This is a genomic window from Aquabacterium sp., assembly GCF_044226965.1.
Classification (GTDB): Bacteria; Pseudomonadota; Gammaproteobacteria; order Burkholderiales; family Burkholderiaceae_C; genus Pseudaquabacterium.
In genome coordinates, this window is the sequence record NZ_JBGAGA010000036.1 from 48,856 (window position 1) to 63,690 (window position 14,835).

The following is a 14,835-nucleotide window of genomic DNA, read 5'->3' on the forward strand; positions in this document are numbered from 1 at the left end:
GTCCCCCAGACCCGCTCACTGCACGCTGAAGTCGATCACGATGGCGCCAGGCTCGCGCTGGCGGTAGTCCACCCTGACGCGATCGCCGTAGCGCTGCGCAATCTGCGACAGCAGCGGCAGCGGGTCGTGGTCGTTGGCGAAGCGCATGGTCTCGCCCGGCTGCAGGCTGTCCAGTGCACCGAAGATGGCAGCGTGTCGGAAGCGCTTGGCCACGCCGCGGGCGTCGAACGGATAGATGGCGTCGGGGGACAAGTGCAGATGAGCTTGTGACATGAGGGCTCCTGGAAGGTTCAGTGAAGGGGCCTGACGCGAGGCGTCACGCGGTGGAAGCATCGGACCGCCCGCTGGGCTCGAAGGCGCCCCGGCGCGCGCGCATCGCCTGGCCGATGCGGTCCAGTTCGGCATCGCTCAGCAGCCGCCCGGCCATCGGCAGCAGTTCGGCCTCTTCGCGTGCGATGTGCCGTTCGTACAGGTCGATGAAGTCATGCACTTCATCGTCCGGCAGGGTCGTCGCGTCTGCGCGTGTCACCTGCTCCAGCCGGCGGCGCAGATCGCGCCAGCGCTGTTCGAGTTCCCGGTGCTCGGCGGCCAGCGAAGCCGTCAGCTGGCGCAGGCAGACGGCATCGGACCCGGCCATCGATTCGAGGAGCGCCGGAAAGAGATCCACCTCCTCGTCGGCGTGGTGATGCACGGCGGAGGTATCGAAGTAGCGCATCAGCGCAGCTGCGGCGTCCTGCGCCTGCTGGTCGACACCCTGCCGGGCCAGGTGCGCGGCGAGACGCCGCAACGTGGCGCACTGCGCCTGGACACGGCCGTGACAGGCCGCCAGCATCTCCAGCGGCACTTCGAAGCCGGCGGCCGGCGCGGAGTGCCCGGGCAGGTCGAGCGGCCTGGCGGGTGCGGTGCGCTCACGCATCGGACTTCCCGGTCCTGACGGGCTTGCGAAGCCTTGGCGGCGCCGCCACCGGTTCGCCCCCCGCGCGACCACGCAGCGCCACGGTGCGCCCCGGGGCCGGTGCCGATGCGGGCACGACGATGTCGGCCAGCGTCATGCCGTCGAGCTCCTTGAAGTAGGCCCGCAACGCGGCATTGAACAAGCCCTTCAGGCGGCACGAAGGCGTCAGCGTGCATTGGTTGGTGCCCGGGTCGAAGCACTCGACCAGGCGGAAGTCCGTCTCGGAGGCGCGCACCACGTCGCCGATGCGGATCCTGGACGGATCCTTCTTCAGGCGAAGCCCGCCGCCGCGCCCGCGGGCTGTCTCCAGGACGCCCTGGCGGCCGAGATCGGTGACGATCTTCATCAGGTGATTCCTGGACACCGCGTGGCGCTCGGCCAGTTCGCTGATGGTCACCAACTGCTGCGGGCGGGCCGCGCAGTACATCAGCACGCGCAAGGTGTAGTCGGTGTATTCGGCGAGACGCATCGATGCCCCTAAAGAGGCATTCAGTGTATTGCTTTTGGTCGACCCGGGCCTTAAGATGCATCAAACATGCTTCTTAAAAGCCAATGACTTCCATGCGCGCTGCACCGACCACCACCATCGATCACGCGTCATGGCGGGTGCCGATCGAAGAGAGAGAGGCGCGAGTGCGGTGTCGTCCGACGGTGACCGATCAACGCGCTGAACTCGAACGCTGACCGCCATGCATACCGTTGCCATCCTGCTGTCGGCCTTCGTGCTGTCCTTCGTCGCGTTGCTGGCCTTCATCTGGTCGCAGCGCACGGGCCTGTTCGACCGCAGCAGCAAGGGCGCCGAAGTGATCTTCGCGTCCGGCGAAATCGGGCGGGTCGAGGAGCCTGCCGCGGCCCCCGCGGCACAGGGCAGCCTGCAAGGCGCCATCGACACGGCGGGCGCGGGCCACGCGACGCGCGCCGACGCGGACGAACTGGCCGAGCGCGCGCGCGCCGACGCGTCCACCGCACCGCTGGTGTTCTTCATGTTCTGCTGCGCGATCGCCTGGCTGCTGGTGGCGTCTGCCGCCGGACTCACCGCGTCGATCAAGCTGCATGAGCCCGACTGGCTGGTGCAGCAGGCCTGGCTCACGTTCGGGCGCATCCGCACCATCCACCTCAATGCGGTGGCCTACGGTTGGGCGCCGATGGCGGGCCTGGGCATCGCGATGTTCGTGATCCCGCGGCTGCTGAAGACGCCGCTGCTGGGCGCGCGCTTTGCGTTCGTCGGTGCCGTGTTCTGGAATGCGGCGCTGATCGCCGGCCTGGGCAGCATCGCCGCGGGCATCAACGACGGCCTGGAGTGGCTCGAGATCCCGTGGCAGATCGGCATCCTGTTCGCCGTCGGCGGGGCACTGATCGCGCTGCCGCTGGTGTTCACGCTGGTCAACCGGCGCGTCGAGCACCTCTACGTCTCGGTCTGGTACATGGCCTGTGCGCTGTTCTGGCTGCCGGTGCTGTTCGTCGTGGCGAAGATGCCGGGTCTGCACCAGGGCGTGCAGCAGGCGGCGATGAACTGGTGGTTCGGCCACAACGTGCTGGGGCTGTTCTACACACCGCTGGCACTGGCTTCGGTCTACTACTTCCTGCCCAAGGTGATCGGGCGGCCGATCCAGTCGTACAACCTGTCGCTGCTGGGCTTCTGGGGGCTGGCGTTCTTCTACGGCCAGGTCGGCGGCCATCACCTGATCGGCGGGCCGGTGCCGGAATGGATGATCACGCTGTCCATCGTGCAGAGCATGATGATGATCATTCCGGTCGCCGCGTTCACGGTGAATCAGTACCAGACGCTGCAGGGCCGCCTGTCGGCGCTGCGCTGGTCGCCGACGCTGCGCTTCATCGGCGTGGGCGGGCTCATGTACACCGCCAGCTCGGTGCAGGGCTCGTTCGAGGCGCTGCGCAGCATGAACGCCGTCACCCATTTCACCCACTACACGGTGGCCCATGCGCACCTGGGCCTGTACGGCTTCGTGAGCTTCGTGTTCTTCGGCGCGATGTACTTCGTGATGCCGCGCATCACGGCGCGCGAGTGGCCCTACCCCTGGCTGATCACGGCGCACTTCTGGCTCGTCAGCGGCGGCTTCGCCTTGTACTTCGTGAGCCTGACCACCGCGGGCTGGCTGCAGGGTGTGGCGATGCTGGACGCAGCACGGCCCTTCATGGACTCGGTGGCGGTGACGCTGCCCTACCTGAAGGGGCGCAGCCTGGGCGGCGCCTTCATGGTGCTGGGCCACATCGTGTTTGCCGTGCACTTCGTCACCCTGGCCCTGGGCTTCGGGCCGAATCGTGATCAGCCGGCGCTGTTCCGGCACCTGTTCCGCAAGGCGGCCACGGCATGAACAACGAGATCAAGCTTGTCTCCGGCGCCATGGTGATGCTCGCGCTGTCCACCAGCGCGCTGGTCGTCCTGCCCTACCTGCAGGTGCACGATGCGCCGCCATTGCCCGGCCTCAAGCCCTACAGCAGCGCCGAGCTGCGCGGCCGCGAGGTCTACATCGCCAACGGCTGCGTCTACTGCCACTCGCAGCAGCCGCGCGCCAAGGCCTTCGCGCCGGACTTCTCGCGCGGCTGGGGGCGGGCCACCGTGGCCGGCGACTACGCCTACGACCAGCCGCACCTGCTGGGCACCATGCGCACCGGACCGGACCTGATGAACATCGGCGTTCGCCAACCCAGCGAGCAGTGGCACCTCGGGCACCTGTACCAGCCGCGCGCCTACATGCCGGGCAGCATCATGCCGAGCTATCCGTTCCTGTTCGAGGCCAAGGCCCAGGCGGACAGGGACGACGTGGTCGTGAACCTGCCGGCGGGCTACGCGCCCGCTGGCCAGGTGGTCGTGGCGCGCCCGCAGGCCGTGGACCTGGTGAAGTACCTCCAGTCGCTGAACCGCAGCTACCCGGTGATCGCGGCACCCGCGGTGAAGCCATGACCATCGCCTTGCAGGAAGCGCCCCGATGAAGCCCGCCGAGATCCACCCCCAGCAGCAGCGCGAAAACCCCGAGCCGCAGGAAGGCGCGAACCCGATGCCGTGGTTCGTTGTCGTCCTGACCGCGCTGCTGCTGGGATTCGGCGTGCTCTACATCGCTCGATCGGCCATCGGCAACGCACCCGCACTCGGCGATGGCCGTTCGACCGCCGAACTGCAGGGGGCCGCCCCTGCGGCGGCCGGCGCCGCGGTGGACGGTGCAGCGGTCTATGCGTCGCGCTGCGTGGCCTGCCACCAGGCCAGCGGCGCCGGGCTGCCCGGGGTGTTTCCGCCCCTCGCGGGCTCGGAATGGGTCGCCGGCAAGGAGACGACGCTGGCGGCCCTGGTGCTGCACGGCGCCAGCGGCGCATTGACGGTCAAGGGCAGCACCTACAACGGCGCCATGCCCGCCTTCGGTTCCCAGCTGCAGGATGCGGAGCTCGCCGCCGTGCTCACGCATGTGCGCAGCCAGTGGGGCAACAGCGCCGCGCCAGTGACGGCCGACACCGTGGCCACGGTGCGCAAGGCAACGGCAGCGCGCACCGAGCCGTTCAAGGGCGACGCCGAGCTGATGCCGCTGAGGTGAACACGCGTCCCGCCACCGTGCGTGTACCCGCGCTGGCCACAGAGGCGATGGCGCGCCGCGTCAGCGCCCTGCTGTGCCTCGGCCTGATGGTCGTGCTCGTCGTGGGGCTGGCGCACTGGACCCATGGCTTCGAGGTCTGGACCTTCGAAGGGCGGCGGCAGGCACAGGTACAAGCCGGCGAACTGCGCGCGCGTCCGGTGCCTTTGCGTGCCAGCGACGGCAGCGTGCTGCGATGGTGGGGCGATGCCGACGCTGCGCCGGCCGCCTCTCTCGTCGCCTTTGTCTACACACGTTGCCCGAGCGTCTGTCGCGTGCTGGGTGATGAGTACCAGCAAATGCAGCGGCAGCTGGCCACGCGGCAAGGTGCGGGGCCGACGCGGCGCGACGTGCGCCTGGTGTCGATCTCGTTCGATGCAGAGCACGACGATCCAGCGCAGCTCGCGCGTTACGCCGCCAACATGCGCATCGACCCACGCTACTGGACGCTGGCGGTGCCCGCCACACAAGACAACGCCAGCGCGTTGTTGCGCTCGCTCGGCGTCGTCGTGATTCCGGACGGGGCGGGCGGCTTCGTGCACAACGGCGCCATCCATCTGCTGGACGAGCGCGGGCGCTTGCGGGGCCTCTACGCGTTCGACCAGTGGCCGCAGGCGCTGGAAGCCGCGCAGCGGCTGGCGCTCATGCGGCCCGAGGCCACGCGGTGAAGCAAGGGCTCGCGCGAGGTTACGGCGTCTGGCGGCTCGTGCTGGCCCTGCTGCCGCTGACGCTGCTGTGGCCGGCGTTGCGCCACACGGTCGAGAGCCGCATGTCGCTGCACATGCTGGGCGAGTTCCCGTTGTTGTTCATCGCCGGCTGGTGCGCCAGCAGCTTGGCCCTGTGCCGCCTGCGGTCGCGGCGCTGGCTGCGCCGGCAGCGCCTGCTGGACTGGCATGGCTGGACGGCAGCGACGCTGACCAGCGGGGTCGCCCTGGTCTGGATGCTGCCGTCGGCCCTGGACGCTGCGCTGCTGCTGCCCGACGTCGCCGCGGCCAAGTACGCCAGCTGGTGGCTGGCCGGCTGGCTGCTGGCCGACGGCTGGCGGCGCATGGACGCCGAGCTGCGGCTGTTCTTCGTCGGCAACCTGGCCTGGATGCTGGCGACGGCCGGCCTCCTCTTTCTCGATACGCCGGATCGCTTGTGCGTGAACTACCTGCAGGACGATCAAGGCCGCGCCGGCATCGGCCTGGTACTGTCGGCCCCGGCCTTGATCGCGCTCGCCGCCGGTGGCTGCACGCGGCGGCTATGCCGTGTAGTCGCCGCTCGCCTCGGGCTGGAAAAGGATGGCCAGGATCTCGGCCCTTCGCTCGCTCCCCGCAGGGGTGGTCCAGCGCGCCACGCTGCCGACCGTCAGGCCGAGCAGGCCGGCGCCCACCGGTGACAGCACCGACACGAATCCCGCGGCAGGTTCCGCGTCCGCCGGGTAGCACAGCGTCAGCTCCTGGCGCTGGCCAGTCCCGAGGTCCTGCAGCAAGACCTGCGAGTACATCGTCACCACGTCGGGCGGCGCCTGGCGCGACGGCACGATGGCGCAGGCGTCGAGCACCTGCTCGATCGCCAGCCGCGGTGTGGCGGGGCCCTCGCCGCGCCGGTCGCGGCGCACGAGGTTCAGCAGGCGGACATGGTCCAGTTCAGCGCCGACACACGCCTTCGCGCGGGCAGGTGGCCCGGCGATCTGAAGTTTGCGCAACAAGGGTGGAAGTGATCGCCGGGCTCAGTGATGTGCGGCCGGCAGACAGGTGCGTGTCCCTGCCCGGGCCCGCAGGGCGGGCGCAGGCTGCCGGCACGCGACCGGGGCGGCCGCCTGGCAAGCTGCACCGCGTCGGGCGCCGGTGAAGGGAATGGAACTCATGAGAAGACTCTAGAGGCATCGCTTCGCCCCTGCAACCGATCGACGGCAAGTCGCACTCGGGCGTGGGCGTATTGCGCGGGCTCACAGGCCGAGTGTCAACATCGCGGCTTCGGACATCATCGAGCGGTTCCAGGGCGGCTCGAACACGATGTCCACGGTGGCTTCGCCCACGCCGGGCAGGGCCAGCAGCTTGTCGCAGACTTCGTCGGCGATCACCGCGCCCATGCCGCAGCCCGGTGCAGTCAAGGTCATCTGGATGGCGACGCGGAACGCACCGTCGTGGGTGCCTTCGTCTTCCATCGGCAGCACCTCGCAGACATAGACCAGACCCAGCTCCACGATGTCGACCGGGATCTCCGGGTCGTAGCAGGTCTTCAGGGTCTGCCAGACCAGAGCGCGCAGCTCATCGGGCCCGATGTCCGCCGACCCCGCGGTGGCGACGGCGGCATCGGGCACCGGCTTGCCGATGGCGTCTGCATCGACGCCGCGCAGGCGCATCAACTGGCCTTCGACCCACAGCGTGAACGAACCGCCGAGGGCCTGCGTGATCTGTGCCGGCGTGCCGGGCGGCAGGTCGGCCGACCGACCGTCGGGAATGCACTCGACGCGCACGGCGCGCGTGGTCACCACCGGTTCGCGCAGCGGTCTCACGGCGTGTCATCCAGCGCGTGCATCAGCGCGTGCCAGCCCAGCAGCGCGCACTTGATGCGGCCCGGATAGCGCCGCACGCCGGCCAGGCTGATCAACTTGCCCAGGTGGGCCGACTCGGGCTCGAGCTCGCCGGTGAGCACCGCGCGGAAGCGCTGCTGCAGCTGCCGTGCGAACGCCACGTCGTGCCCGCGAACCGCTTCGCTCATCATCGAGGCCGAGGCGATGCAGATCGCGCAGCCCTGCCCGCTGAAGCGGATGTCCTGCACCTGGCCCTGCGCCACGTGCAGCGTCACCTGCAGGTCGTCGCCGCAACTCGGGTTGTGGCCGCGGGCCTGGTGCGTGGGCGACGCCAGGGTGCCGAAGTGGCGCGGCGAGCGCTTGTGGTCCATCACCACGTCCTGGTACAGGTCGAGTTCGGCGGACGGGGTGGCGTTCATCGCAGCAGCTTCCGCGCATGCGACACACCCGCCAGCAGTCGCTCGACTTCGGCATGCGTGTTGTAGAGCGCAAACGAGGCCCGTGTGGTCGGCCCCAGGCCGAGGTGGTCCAGCAGCGGCTGCGCGCAGTGGTGGCCGGTGCGCACGGCAATGCCCTGTTCGTCGAGCAGCGTGCCGATGTCGTGCGGATGCACACCCTCGGCGACGAAGGAGACGATGGCCGACGCACCGGTCTCGGCCGACAGCACCGTGACGCCGGGCAGCCCGGCCAGGCCGGCCGCCGCATGGGCGCGCAACGCGCTCAGGTGCGCGTCGATCAGGGCACGCCCGGTCTGATCGATGAAGGCGGCCGCCGCCGCCAGGCCCACGGCCCCGGACACGTTCGGCGTGCCGCCTTCCAGCCGCAGCGGCAGCTCGGCGAAGCTTGCCTCGGTGGCGCTGACCCATGCCACCATGTCGCCGCCGTAGCGCAGCGGCTCCAGCCGCTCCAGCGCGCCGCGCCGCCCGACGAGGACGCCTGTTCCCATCGGGCCGTACATCTTGTGGCCGGAGAAGGCCATGAAGTCGCAGTCCAGCGCCGACAGCCCGGGCACCGCGTGCGCGACCGACTGCGCGGCATCGAGCACGGTGAAAGCCCCGGCCTCGGCGGCCAGTGCCAGCAAGGCCTCGAAGGGTGGCCGCTCGCCGGTGGCATTGGCGCATGCGGTCACCGCAAAGACCCGCGTGCGGGGTGTCAGGAGCTGGGCCAGGTCCTCGGGATGGAGCCGCCCCTGCGCATCGGGCCGCAGGATGCGCAACGTGGCCCCGCGGCGCCGCGCCGCTTGCTGCCAAGGGACCAGATTGGCATGGTGTTCCAGCCCGCTGACGATGATCTCGTCACCCGGCTGGATGACCGCGGGTGCGGCCCCCGAAGTCGACAGGCCGTGGGCCACGAGGTTGAGTGCCTCGGTGGTTCCCGACGTGAAGACCAGTTCGTGTTCCGCACCCGCCCCGACGAAGCGCTTGAGGTCGTTCCGGGCCTGTTCGAAGGCGTCTGTGGCGCGCTGGCTCAGCGCGTGCACGCCGCGGTGGATGTTGGCGCGGTCGTGCTGCTCGAAGCGGCGCATGGCGTCCTGCACCGGCAGCGGCGTCTGCGTGGTGGCCGCGTTGTCCAGGTAGGCCAGCGGCGCGCCGTTGACCGCTTGCGCCAGCACCGGAAACTGCGCGCGCAGCGGCTCGAGGCCAGTGCTGTGCCTGGCGGGACGATCGACCGAGACGATCTCACCCATGAACGGCCTCCGCGTGCGGCGCCAGATGGCGCGCCACGACATCACGCAGCAGCGCCTCGATGCCCAGGGCCCCGACAAGGCGGTCGTCGCTGAAGCAGCGCTGCATCAAGGCGCCGGCCATGCCCTCGACGATCAGCCGCCTGGCGCTGCGTTCGTCCAGGCCGCGTTGGCGGGCGTAGAACAAGGCGTCCTGCGGCAGTGCGCCCCAGGTGGCGCCGTGCCTGGCCTGGACCTGGTCGTGGTGGATCTCCAGGTGGGGCCGCAGCACCAGCTTGGGCTGTCCTCCGGTCGGAATGCCGACCAGCCCTTGCCGCACATCGGCGCCAGCCGCACCCGGCGCGATGCGCGTGTGCGCCTGCACCACCGCCCGTGCGGCCCCCCTGGCGAGTACGAGGTCTTCGATGCTGCTGGCGGTTTGCGTGGCGCCGTGCGAGATGCGCACCTGGTGTTCCAGCACCGCGTCGGCTGCCAGCAACAGCCCGGCGCTGCGGGCGGCCGCTCCTTTTTCATGCAAGCAAATCACGTTGCGCTGCAGGTGGTAGCCGCTGCCCGAGGCCAGCAAGGCGTGCTCGTAGCGGGCACCCGGGCCGAGGCGGGCCTGCAGGTGGTGTGCGATGCGGTCGCTGGCGCCCGGCGTGGCGATGCGAAGATGCTGCAGCGTGGCGCCTTCGCCCAGCCGGATGTGAGCCTGCAGGTTCTGCACGACCGGTTGCTGGCAGGCCAGTTCCTGACGGTCGTGCGTCTCGACCAGCACGCAATGCACGCCCGCGAGCACCTCGATCACCAGCAGCGGGGCCTCGACGGCGCTGCGCGGCTGGTGGCGAAGCTGCAACCATACGGTGTCGGAGGGGCCACGCTCGGCACCCGATGTGCCACCGATGCGCAGGCGCAGGCCTCGCTGGCACAGCGCGCGATGGGCCCAGGCGAAGGGCGCGGCATCGCTGTCGCCGGCATCGTCCACGCCGCCGGGCATCGGCAGGCCTGCGAACAGCTCGTCGCGCTGCAGGGCGTCACGGGCGTCCAGCCAACGGGCATCGACCCGGCCGTGCGAGCCGTGGCCGATCGGATGCAGGGTCCAGCCGGCGCCGGCGAGTGGGTGCGTCGCGCAGGCGGTGGCCGATGGCGTGCCGCCCAGCCACACCTCGGCGGCCGGCGGCGGCAGGTGACGGAAGGCTTCGGCGTTGCGAGGAATCCAGCCCCGCGTGTCCAGCCGGTGGCGAGCGGCCAGGATGTCGGCGCGGGCGCTGTCCATGGTCATTCGGCGCAGGGCCGCTCCCAAGTCGACTGAACGCCCCTCGGGGGCCGCGAATGCAGTGAGCCAGGGGTCCACATGTCAGGCCTCCAGCGCTTCGGCGGCTCGCACGAAGCCCCTGCGGGCGATGTCGGCGGCCAGTGCGAGGCCGCCGGTTTCGGCGATGCAGCCCTGGTCCAGCCGCAGCACCGCGTCGGGCGCCAGCGATTCGATCAACTGGCGGTAGTGCGAGACCACGATGAAGGCGGTGCCCTGCGCACGCAGGTCCCGCACCAGTTGAACGACGGCGCGAACACCGTCCACGTCCAGGCCCGAATCGACCTCGTCCAGCACCGCCAGCCGCGGGCGCAGCAGCGCCAGCTGCAGCAGTTCGTTGCGCTTGCGTTCGCCGCCGGAGAAGCCGTCGTTGACCGGCCGCCCCAGCATCGCCTCGGGCAGGCCCAGGCACTTGGCGGCTGCGCGCGCATCACCCAGGAAGTCGAAGGCATCGAGCGGACCTTCGCCGCGCGCCTCGCGCACCGCATTCAGCGCCGTGCGGATGAACAGGTTGTTCTTCACGCCGGGGATCTCGGGCGGCGCCTGGAACGACACGAAGAGCCCGGCCCGGGCGCGGGCCTCCGGGCTCAGCGCCAGCAGGTCCTGCCCGGCGAAGTGTGCGGTGCCACCAACGACGCGGTAGCGCGGATGCCCGGCCAAGGTGAGGCCGAGCGTGCTCTTGCCGCTGCCGTTGGCGCCCATCAGCACCAGCAGCGCCCCGGCGGGCACGTCAAGCGACACGGACTTCAGCACGTTGCGCTCGGCCACGTCGACACGCAGGTCGCGCAGTTCAAGCAGGGGGTCGGGATGGGTCATGGCGGGTGGTCCTCGGTTCGGTTTTCCGTCGCGGGCTCATCCGACGGCGCCTTCGAGCGACACCGCGAGCAAGGCCTTGGCTTCGAGCGCGAACTCCATCGGCAGCTCGTCCAGCACCGCCTGGCAGAAGCCGCCGACAATCAACGCCGCGGCTTCCTCAGGTGCGATGCCGCGCTGCTGACAGTAGAAGAGGCGCTCTTCGGAAATGCGCGTGGTGGTCGCTTCGTGCTCGACGACGGCATCGTCGCGCGCCACGTCGACAGAGGGGTAGGTGTGCGCGCCGCAGTCGGGGCCGATCAGCAGCGAGTCGCACTGCGTGTGGTTGCGCGCGCCGGCCGCCGTGGCGGCCATGCGCACCAGCCCGCGGTAGCTGTTGTGCGCGCGGCCGGCGCTGATGCCCTTGGAGACGATCCGGCTCTTCGTGTTGCGCCCGAGATGGATCATCTTGGTGCCGGTGTCGGCCTGCTGGAAGTGGTTCGTCACCGCGATGGAGTGGAACTCGCCGCTGGACTCGTCGCCGCGCAGCACCACGCTCGGGTACTTCCAGGTGATCGCCGAGCCGGTCTCGATCTGCGTCCACGCGATGTGCGAACGGGCACCGGCACACAGGCCCCGCTTGGTGACGAAGTTGAAGATGCCGCCACGCCCCTGCGCGTCGCCCGGGTACCAGTTCTGCACTGTCGAGTACTTGATGTGGGCGTCGTCGTGGGCGATGAGTTCGACCACGGCCGCGTGCAGCTGGTGCTCGTCGCGCTGCGGTGCCGTGCAGCCTTCGAGGTAGCTGACGTGGCTGCCGGCTTCCGCGATGATCAGCGTGCGCTCGAACTGGCCCGTGTTGCGCGCGTTGATGCGGAAGTACGACGAAAGCTCCATCGGGCAGTGCACCCCGGCCGGGATGTACACGAACGAGCCGTCGGAGAACACGGCCGAGTTCAGGGCCGCGTAGAAGTTGTCCCCCGGCGGCACCACCGACCCGAGATACCGCTCGATCAGCTCGGGGTGGTGCTGCACGGCATGCGAGAACGAACAGAAGATCACGCCAACCTCGGCCAGCCGTTCGCGGAACGTGGTGCCCACCGAGACCGAGTCGAACACCGCGTCCACCGCCACGCCGGCCAGCCTGGCCCGCTCGTGCAGCGGCACGCCGAGCTTCTCGTAGGTCTCCAGCAGCTTGGGGTCGACGTCGGCCAGGCTCTTCGGACCGTCCTGCGCGGCGTTCAGGGACTTGGGCGCCGAGTAGTAGCTCAGGGCCTGAAAGTCGATCGGCTCGATGCGCAGGTGTCCCCACGCGGGATGCGGCATCGCCACCCAGCGGTCGAGGGCGGCCAGGCGCCAGTTCAGCAGGAACTCGGGCTCGCGCTTGCGGCGCGATATCGCACGCACCGTGTCGGCGTCCAGGCCCGGCGGCAGAGCGTCGCTCTCGACATCGGTCACGAAGCCATGCCGGTAGGGCAGCTCCAGGGCGCGGACCAGGGGCGCTGCCTGCTCAGCGACTGTCATGGGCCCTCTCCGAGGCGAACGTGGGGCCGAGGATGCTGTCGGCGCGCCGGTGTTCGTGGAACCGCGTCACCCGTTGCGCGATCGCGTCGCGGTTCAGCTCGGCAGGCTTGGACGAGTCGATGACGCTGTTCATGGAAGGCTCCAATAGAGGCATAGCGTATGCATCTTTATGGCCTTGCACAAGCGCAAGCTGCGTTGCCCGTTGCCGTGCCGTGGACATTCGGCATGAGCCAGACACCCAATTGAGACCGGCGAACGCGCGGAATCCGTCGAGGGATGGTTCGCGCTGGGCGGCCGAACCTCCGTGACCCTGGACCGACCCTGTAGCCTTGCAGGTGGCCACCACGCCTGCGCATGGAAGCGCCGCGGCCCAGGAAGTGATGCCGCCCCTACCCGCCACCCTTCACCGCCAGCCCCGCCAACGCATCCTGCAGCCGCGCATAGCGAAAGCGGTACCCCGCCGCCAGCGCGGCGGCGGGCACCACGCGCTGGCCGCACAGCAGCAGCTCGGACATCTCGCCCATCGCCAGCTTCAGCGGCCAGGCGGGCATTCGCAAGAACACATGACGCCCAAATGACGCGGCCAGCGCGCGGCAGAAATCCGCCTGCTGCGGCAGCTCCGGCGCCACCGCGTTGACGGCGCCGCGCAGTTCGGCCGGCGGCTGGCTGGCGCCGGGTAGCGGCGGGTCGATGGCCAGCCGGATCAGCCCGATCGCGTCGTCGCGGTGGATCCAGGGCACCGGCTGGCGGCCGCTGCCCAGCACCGCGCCCAGGCCCAGCCGCGCGGCCAGCGCCTGCGGCGGGTAGGCGCCGCCGCCCGGCCCCAGCACGATACCCAGGCGCAGCCGCACCACGCGCACGCCCAGCGCCTCGGCGCGCCGCGCCTCGTGCTCGATGGCGATGCACAGGTCGGACTGGAAGCGGCCGGGCTGCGGTGGCGCATCTTCGGTGACCACGCCGTCGCCCGCCGGCACGCCGTAGTAACCCACCGCCGACGCGCTGACCATCACCCGCGGCGGCTGCGCCAGCCGGCGCATCAGCGCGATCACCGCCGCGGTGGTGTCGACCCGGCTGCTCAGCAGCAGCGCGCGGCGGCCGCGCGTCCACGGCGCGCCCAGCACCGTGGCGCCGGCCAGGTTGACCACCGCGTCGATCGCAGTCTCGGGCGCGATGTCGTCCAGGCGCTCGACGACGTCGACGGCCTCGCCCAGCCGGGCCCGCGCACGCGGCGCATCGCGGCTCAGCACGATGACGCGGCGGCCGCCGTGCAGCAGGTCGCGCACCAGCGCCGAGCCGACGAAGCCGGTGCCGCCGGTGACCAGCACCGCGGGTCGCTGCGAAAACGCTGTCGATGCCATCGAGGCCGCCTGCATCTCATTCCTCCGCACAAGGGTCCTGGAAGATACCCGTCTGCCGGAAAGTCTCGCCCCAGTGGGGATGTGTCATCGTCAGCGCGAAGACGAAGCGGCCGGCCCCCAGGTTGCGATGTTCGACGCGGCAGGTGCCCGGCGTCAGCCAGGCCGGCACCGGCAGGCGCCAGCGGCCGATGGCCATGAAGTAGCCGCGGCTTTCGAACACCAGCGCGCCGGCCTGCTCGAACACGGCCAGCCGCATCGCCAGCCCGCCGGCGGTGTGTTCCTCGAGCCCGCCGTCGGGGCCGCACTGCTTGGTCGAGCGCACCACGCGCGCGGCCGATCCGCTGCAGCGCGAGAACTGGCGCGCCCACACCACGCCGCCACACGCATCGTGGCTGACGCGCACGCGCGTGGCCACGCCCTCGGCGCGGGCGGTCGACAGCGGCCCGCCGAACAGGCACGACAGCGCGGCGAACACGCGGCCAATGCGCGAGCACTGCAGGTCCATGCGGCCTTCGTAGACCACCGTGGCATGGGCCAGTGCGAAGCGCCGACGCACCGCCGCCGGCAGCCGGCCCCAGCCTTCGGCGCCGACCAGCGCGGCCAGGTCCAGCGGCCGCACGGGGGCCACCCGGGCGGCAGGGTTTGCGGCCGGCGGGGTGGGGTGCGTGATCGTGCGGTTCATGCGGCTCGCTCCATCGTTGACATCGCTGCAGGGATCAGCGCAGCTCACGTGCCAGCCCCGCATGCGCGCCAAGTGCTTGATTTCATTGGAGCGGCCGGCGCCCCCTGTCGCCGCTGGATACAGGTGGGCTCGCCGCGTCGTCAACGCTGTTTACAGCCCGGCCCCGCTGCGGCAGGATGCGCGGCCCATGGCCATCCACATCGCGCTCGTGCTCGCGCTGATCGAGACCCTGGCGCTGGCCGCCGTGCTGCGCGTGTGGGCGCGCCAGGTGCCGGGCGCCGGGCTGCTGCAGGCCTTCCTGCTCGGCGTGGCGCTGTGGATCCTGGGCAACGAGCTGCCCAATGCCTTCGGCCCGCCGGCCATGGACCTGGCGATGACGCTGCTGGCCACCGCGCCGCTCAGCGCCGCGGCCTTCCTGCACTTCTGCCTGCGGCTGTGCGGGCT

Annotated in this window: 17 protein-coding genes and 1 pseudogene; 5 read left to right on the plus strand and 13 right to left on the minus strand. The window is 70.5% G+C overall.

The genetic code is table 11. The annotated features are described in order from the left end of the window. Positions 1 to 15 precede the first annotated feature (15 nt). The 3 genes from ACILR4_RS16820 to ACILR4_RS16830 are packed head-to-tail and all read right to left on the minus strand — an operon-like array spanning position 16 to position 1,424. The gene (locus ACILR4_RS16820) at positions 16 to 273 is read right to left on the minus strand and encodes a DUF2249 domain-containing protein (protein WP_395702010.1); all 258 of its coding nucleotides are present in this window, start codon (positions 271 to 273) and stop codon (positions 16 to 18) included. 43 nt (positions 274 to 316) lie between these two features. After that, entirely contained in the window at positions 317 to 916 is a 600-nt protein-coding gene (locus ACILR4_RS16825; RefSeq protein WP_395702011.1) for a hemerythrin domain-containing protein, read from the minus strand. Then, a complete protein-coding gene (locus ACILR4_RS16830; protein ID WP_395702012.1) occupies positions 909 to 1,424 on the minus strand; it encodes an RrF2 family transcriptional regulator in 516 nt (171 codons plus the stop codon). Before ACILR4_RS16830 ends, ACILR4_RS16825 begins: the two co-directional genes overlap by 8 nt. Before the next feature lie 220 nt (positions 1,425 to 1,644). Between ACILR4_RS16830 and ACILR4_RS16835 the strand changes: the two genes are divergently transcribed. From ACILR4_RS16835 to ACILR4_RS16850, 4 genes are read left to right on the plus strand one after another with little or no spacing between them, the layout of a single operon-like run. Beyond that, a complete protein-coding gene (locus ACILR4_RS16835; RefSeq protein ID WP_395702013.1) occupies positions 1,645 to 3,291 on the plus strand; it encodes a cbb3-type cytochrome c oxidase subunit I in 1,647 nt (548 codons plus the stop codon). Then, complete coding sequence (locus ACILR4_RS16840; RefSeq protein WP_395702014.1) at positions 3,288 to 3,881, plus strand: cbb3-type cytochrome c oxidase subunit II; 594 nt, start codon at positions 3,288 to 3,290, stop codon at positions 3,879 to 3,881. Before ACILR4_RS16835 ends, ACILR4_RS16840 begins: the two co-directional genes overlap by 4 nt. 25 nt (positions 3,882 to 3,906) lie before the next feature. Beyond that, a complete protein-coding gene (locus tag ACILR4_RS16845) occupies positions 3,907 to 4,503 on the plus strand; it encodes a c-type cytochrome (RefSeq protein ID WP_395702015.1) in 597 nt (198 codons plus the stop codon). Between the two features lie 47 nt (positions 4,504 to 4,550). Continuing rightward, positions 4,551 to 5,207 (plus strand): SCO family protein, encoded by a 657-nt coding sequence (locus ACILR4_RS16850; RefSeq protein WP_395702016.1) that lies wholly within the window; start codon positions 4,551 to 4,553, stop codon positions 5,205 to 5,207. A gap of 575 nt (positions 5,208 to 5,782) precedes the next feature. On the opposite strand, the gene ACILR4_RS16855 is transcribed toward ACILR4_RS16850, so the two are convergent. The 10 genes from ACILR4_RS16855 to ACILR4_RS16900 all read right to left on the minus strand — a co-directional run bounded on the left by ACILR4_RS16855 (position 5,783) and on the right by ACILR4_RS16900 (position 14,391). Beyond that, positions 5,783 to 6,028, minus strand: coding sequence for a GreA/GreB family elongation factor (locus tag ACILR4_RS16855; protein ID WP_395702028.1), 246 nt, complete (start codon positions 6,026 to 6,028; stop codon positions 5,783 to 5,785). Between the two features lie 444 nt (positions 6,029 to 6,472). Beyond that, positions 6,473 to 7,042: a putative Fe-S cluster assembly protein SufT gene (gene sufT, locus ACILR4_RS16860; protein WP_395702017.1), complete on the minus strand. Its 570-nt coding sequence runs from the start codon at positions 7,040 to 7,042 to the stop codon at positions 6,473 to 6,475. Continuing rightward, complete coding sequence (gene sufU, locus ACILR4_RS16865; RefSeq protein WP_395702018.1) at positions 7,039 to 7,479, minus strand: Fe-S cluster assembly sulfur transfer protein SufU; 441 nt, start codon at positions 7,477 to 7,479, stop codon at positions 7,039 to 7,041. The genes sufT and sufU overlap by 4 nt, the downstream gene beginning before the upstream one ends. Continuing rightward, positions 7,476 to 8,747, minus strand: coding sequence for an aminotransferase class V-fold PLP-dependent enzyme (locus tag ACILR4_RS16870; protein ID WP_395702019.1), 1,272 nt, complete (start codon positions 8,745 to 8,747; stop codon positions 7,476 to 7,478). The genes sufU and ACILR4_RS16870 overlap by 4 nt, the downstream gene beginning before the upstream one ends. Further along, positions 8,740 to 9,999, minus strand: coding sequence for a SufD family Fe-S cluster assembly protein (locus tag ACILR4_RS16875; protein WP_395702020.1), 1,260 nt, complete (start codon positions 9,997 to 9,999; stop codon positions 8,740 to 8,742). Before ACILR4_RS16875 ends, ACILR4_RS16870 begins: the two co-directional genes overlap by 8 nt. 81 nt (positions 10,000 to 10,080) lie before the next feature. Continuing rightward, a complete protein-coding gene (sufC, locus tag ACILR4_RS16880; RefSeq protein WP_395702021.1) occupies positions 10,081 to 10,851 on the minus strand; it encodes a Fe-S cluster assembly ATPase SufC in 771 nt (256 codons plus the stop codon). Positions 10,852 to 10,887: 36 nt separating this feature from the next. Beyond that, positions 10,888 to 12,351 (minus strand): Fe-S cluster assembly protein SufB, encoded by a 1,464-nt coding sequence (gene sufB / locus ACILR4_RS16885; protein WP_395702022.1) that lies wholly within the window; start codon positions 12,349 to 12,351, stop codon positions 10,888 to 10,890. Beyond that, positions 12,338 to 12,484, minus strand: coding sequence for a hypothetical protein (locus ACILR4_RS16890; protein WP_395702023.1), 147 nt, complete (start codon positions 12,482 to 12,484; stop codon positions 12,338 to 12,340). Before ACILR4_RS16890 ends, sufB begins: the two co-directional genes overlap by 14 nt. A 256-nt stretch (positions 12,485 to 12,740) precedes the next feature. Next, positions 12,741 to 13,709, minus strand: coding sequence for a TIGR01777 family oxidoreductase (locus ACILR4_RS16895; protein ID WP_395702024.1), 969 nt, complete (start codon positions 13,707 to 13,709; stop codon positions 12,741 to 12,743). Between the two features lie 16 nt (positions 13,710 to 13,725). After that, positions 13,726 to 14,391: a DUF4166 domain-containing protein gene (locus ACILR4_RS16900; RefSeq protein ID WP_395702025.1), complete on the minus strand. Its 666-nt coding sequence runs from the start codon at positions 14,389 to 14,391 to the stop codon at positions 13,726 to 13,728. A gap of 187 nt (positions 14,392 to 14,578) precedes the next feature. Here ACILR4_RS16900 and ACILR4_RS16905 point away from each other — a divergent pair. Beyond that, positions 14,579 to 14,835: pseudogene (locus ACILR4_RS16905) on the plus strand (sensor histidine kinase); the annotation flags it as partial.

Excerpts from the sequence above, each read along its gene's own strand:
- ACILR4_RS16820 (WP_395702010.1), bottom strand. The coding sequence starts at position 273 with ATGTCACAAGCTCATCTGCACTTGTCCCCCGACGCCATCTATCCGTTC.
- ACILR4_RS16825 (WP_395702011.1), bottom strand. The coding sequence starts at position 916 with ATGCGTGAGCGCACCGCACCCGCCAGGCCGCTCGACCTGCCCGGGCAC.
- ACILR4_RS16830 (WP_395702012.1), bottom strand. The coding sequence starts at position 1,424 with ATGCGTCTCGCCGAATACACCGACTACACCTTGCGCGTGCTGATGTAC.
- ACILR4_RS16835 (WP_395702013.1), top strand. The coding sequence starts at position 1,645 with ATGCATACCGTTGCCATCCTGCTGTCGGCCTTCGTGCTGTCCTTCGTC.
- ACILR4_RS16840 (WP_395702014.1), top strand. The coding sequence starts at position 3,288 with ATGAACAACGAGATCAAGCTTGTCTCCGGCGCCATGGTGATGCTCGCG.
- ACILR4_RS16845 (WP_395702015.1), top strand. The coding sequence starts at position 3,907 with ATGAAGCCCGCCGAGATCCACCCCCAGCAGCAGCGCGAAAACCCCGAG.
- ACILR4_RS16850 (WP_395702016.1), top strand. The coding sequence starts at position 4,551 with ATGGCGCGCCGCGTCAGCGCCCTGCTGTGCCTCGGCCTGATGGTCGTG.
- ACILR4_RS16855 (WP_395702028.1), bottom strand. The coding sequence starts at position 6,028 with ATGTACTCGCAGGTCTTGCTGCAGGACCTCGGGACTGGCCAGCGCCAG.
- sufU (WP_395702018.1), bottom strand. The coding sequence starts at position 7,479 with ATGAACGCCACCCCGTCCGCCGAACTCGACCTGTACCAGGACGTGGTG.
- ACILR4_RS16870 (WP_395702019.1), bottom strand. The coding sequence starts at position 8,747 with ATGGGTGAGATCGTCTCGGTCGATCGTCCCGCCAGGCACAGCACTGGC.
- ACILR4_RS16875 (WP_395702020.1), bottom strand. The coding sequence starts at position 9,999 with ATGGACAGCGCCCGCGCCGACATCCTGGCCGCTCGCCACCGGCTGGAC.
- sufC (WP_395702021.1), bottom strand. The coding sequence starts at position 10,851 with ATGACCCATCCCGACCCCCTGCTTGAACTGCGCGACCTGCGTGTCGAC.
- sufB (WP_395702022.1), bottom strand. The coding sequence starts at position 12,351 with ATGACAGTCGCTGAGCAGGCAGCGCCCCTGGTCCGCGCCCTGGAGCTG.
- ACILR4_RS16890 (WP_395702023.1), bottom strand. The coding sequence starts at position 12,484 with ATGAACAGCGTCATCGACTCGTCCAAGCCTGCCGAGCTGAACCGCGAC.
- ACILR4_RS16895 (WP_395702024.1), bottom strand. The coding sequence starts at position 13,709 with ATGGCATCGACAGCGTTTTCGCAGCGACCCGCGGTGCTGGTCACCGGC.
- ACILR4_RS16900 (WP_395702025.1), bottom strand. The coding sequence starts at position 14,391 with ATGAACCGCACGATCACGCACCCCACCCCGCCGGCCGCAAACCCTGCC.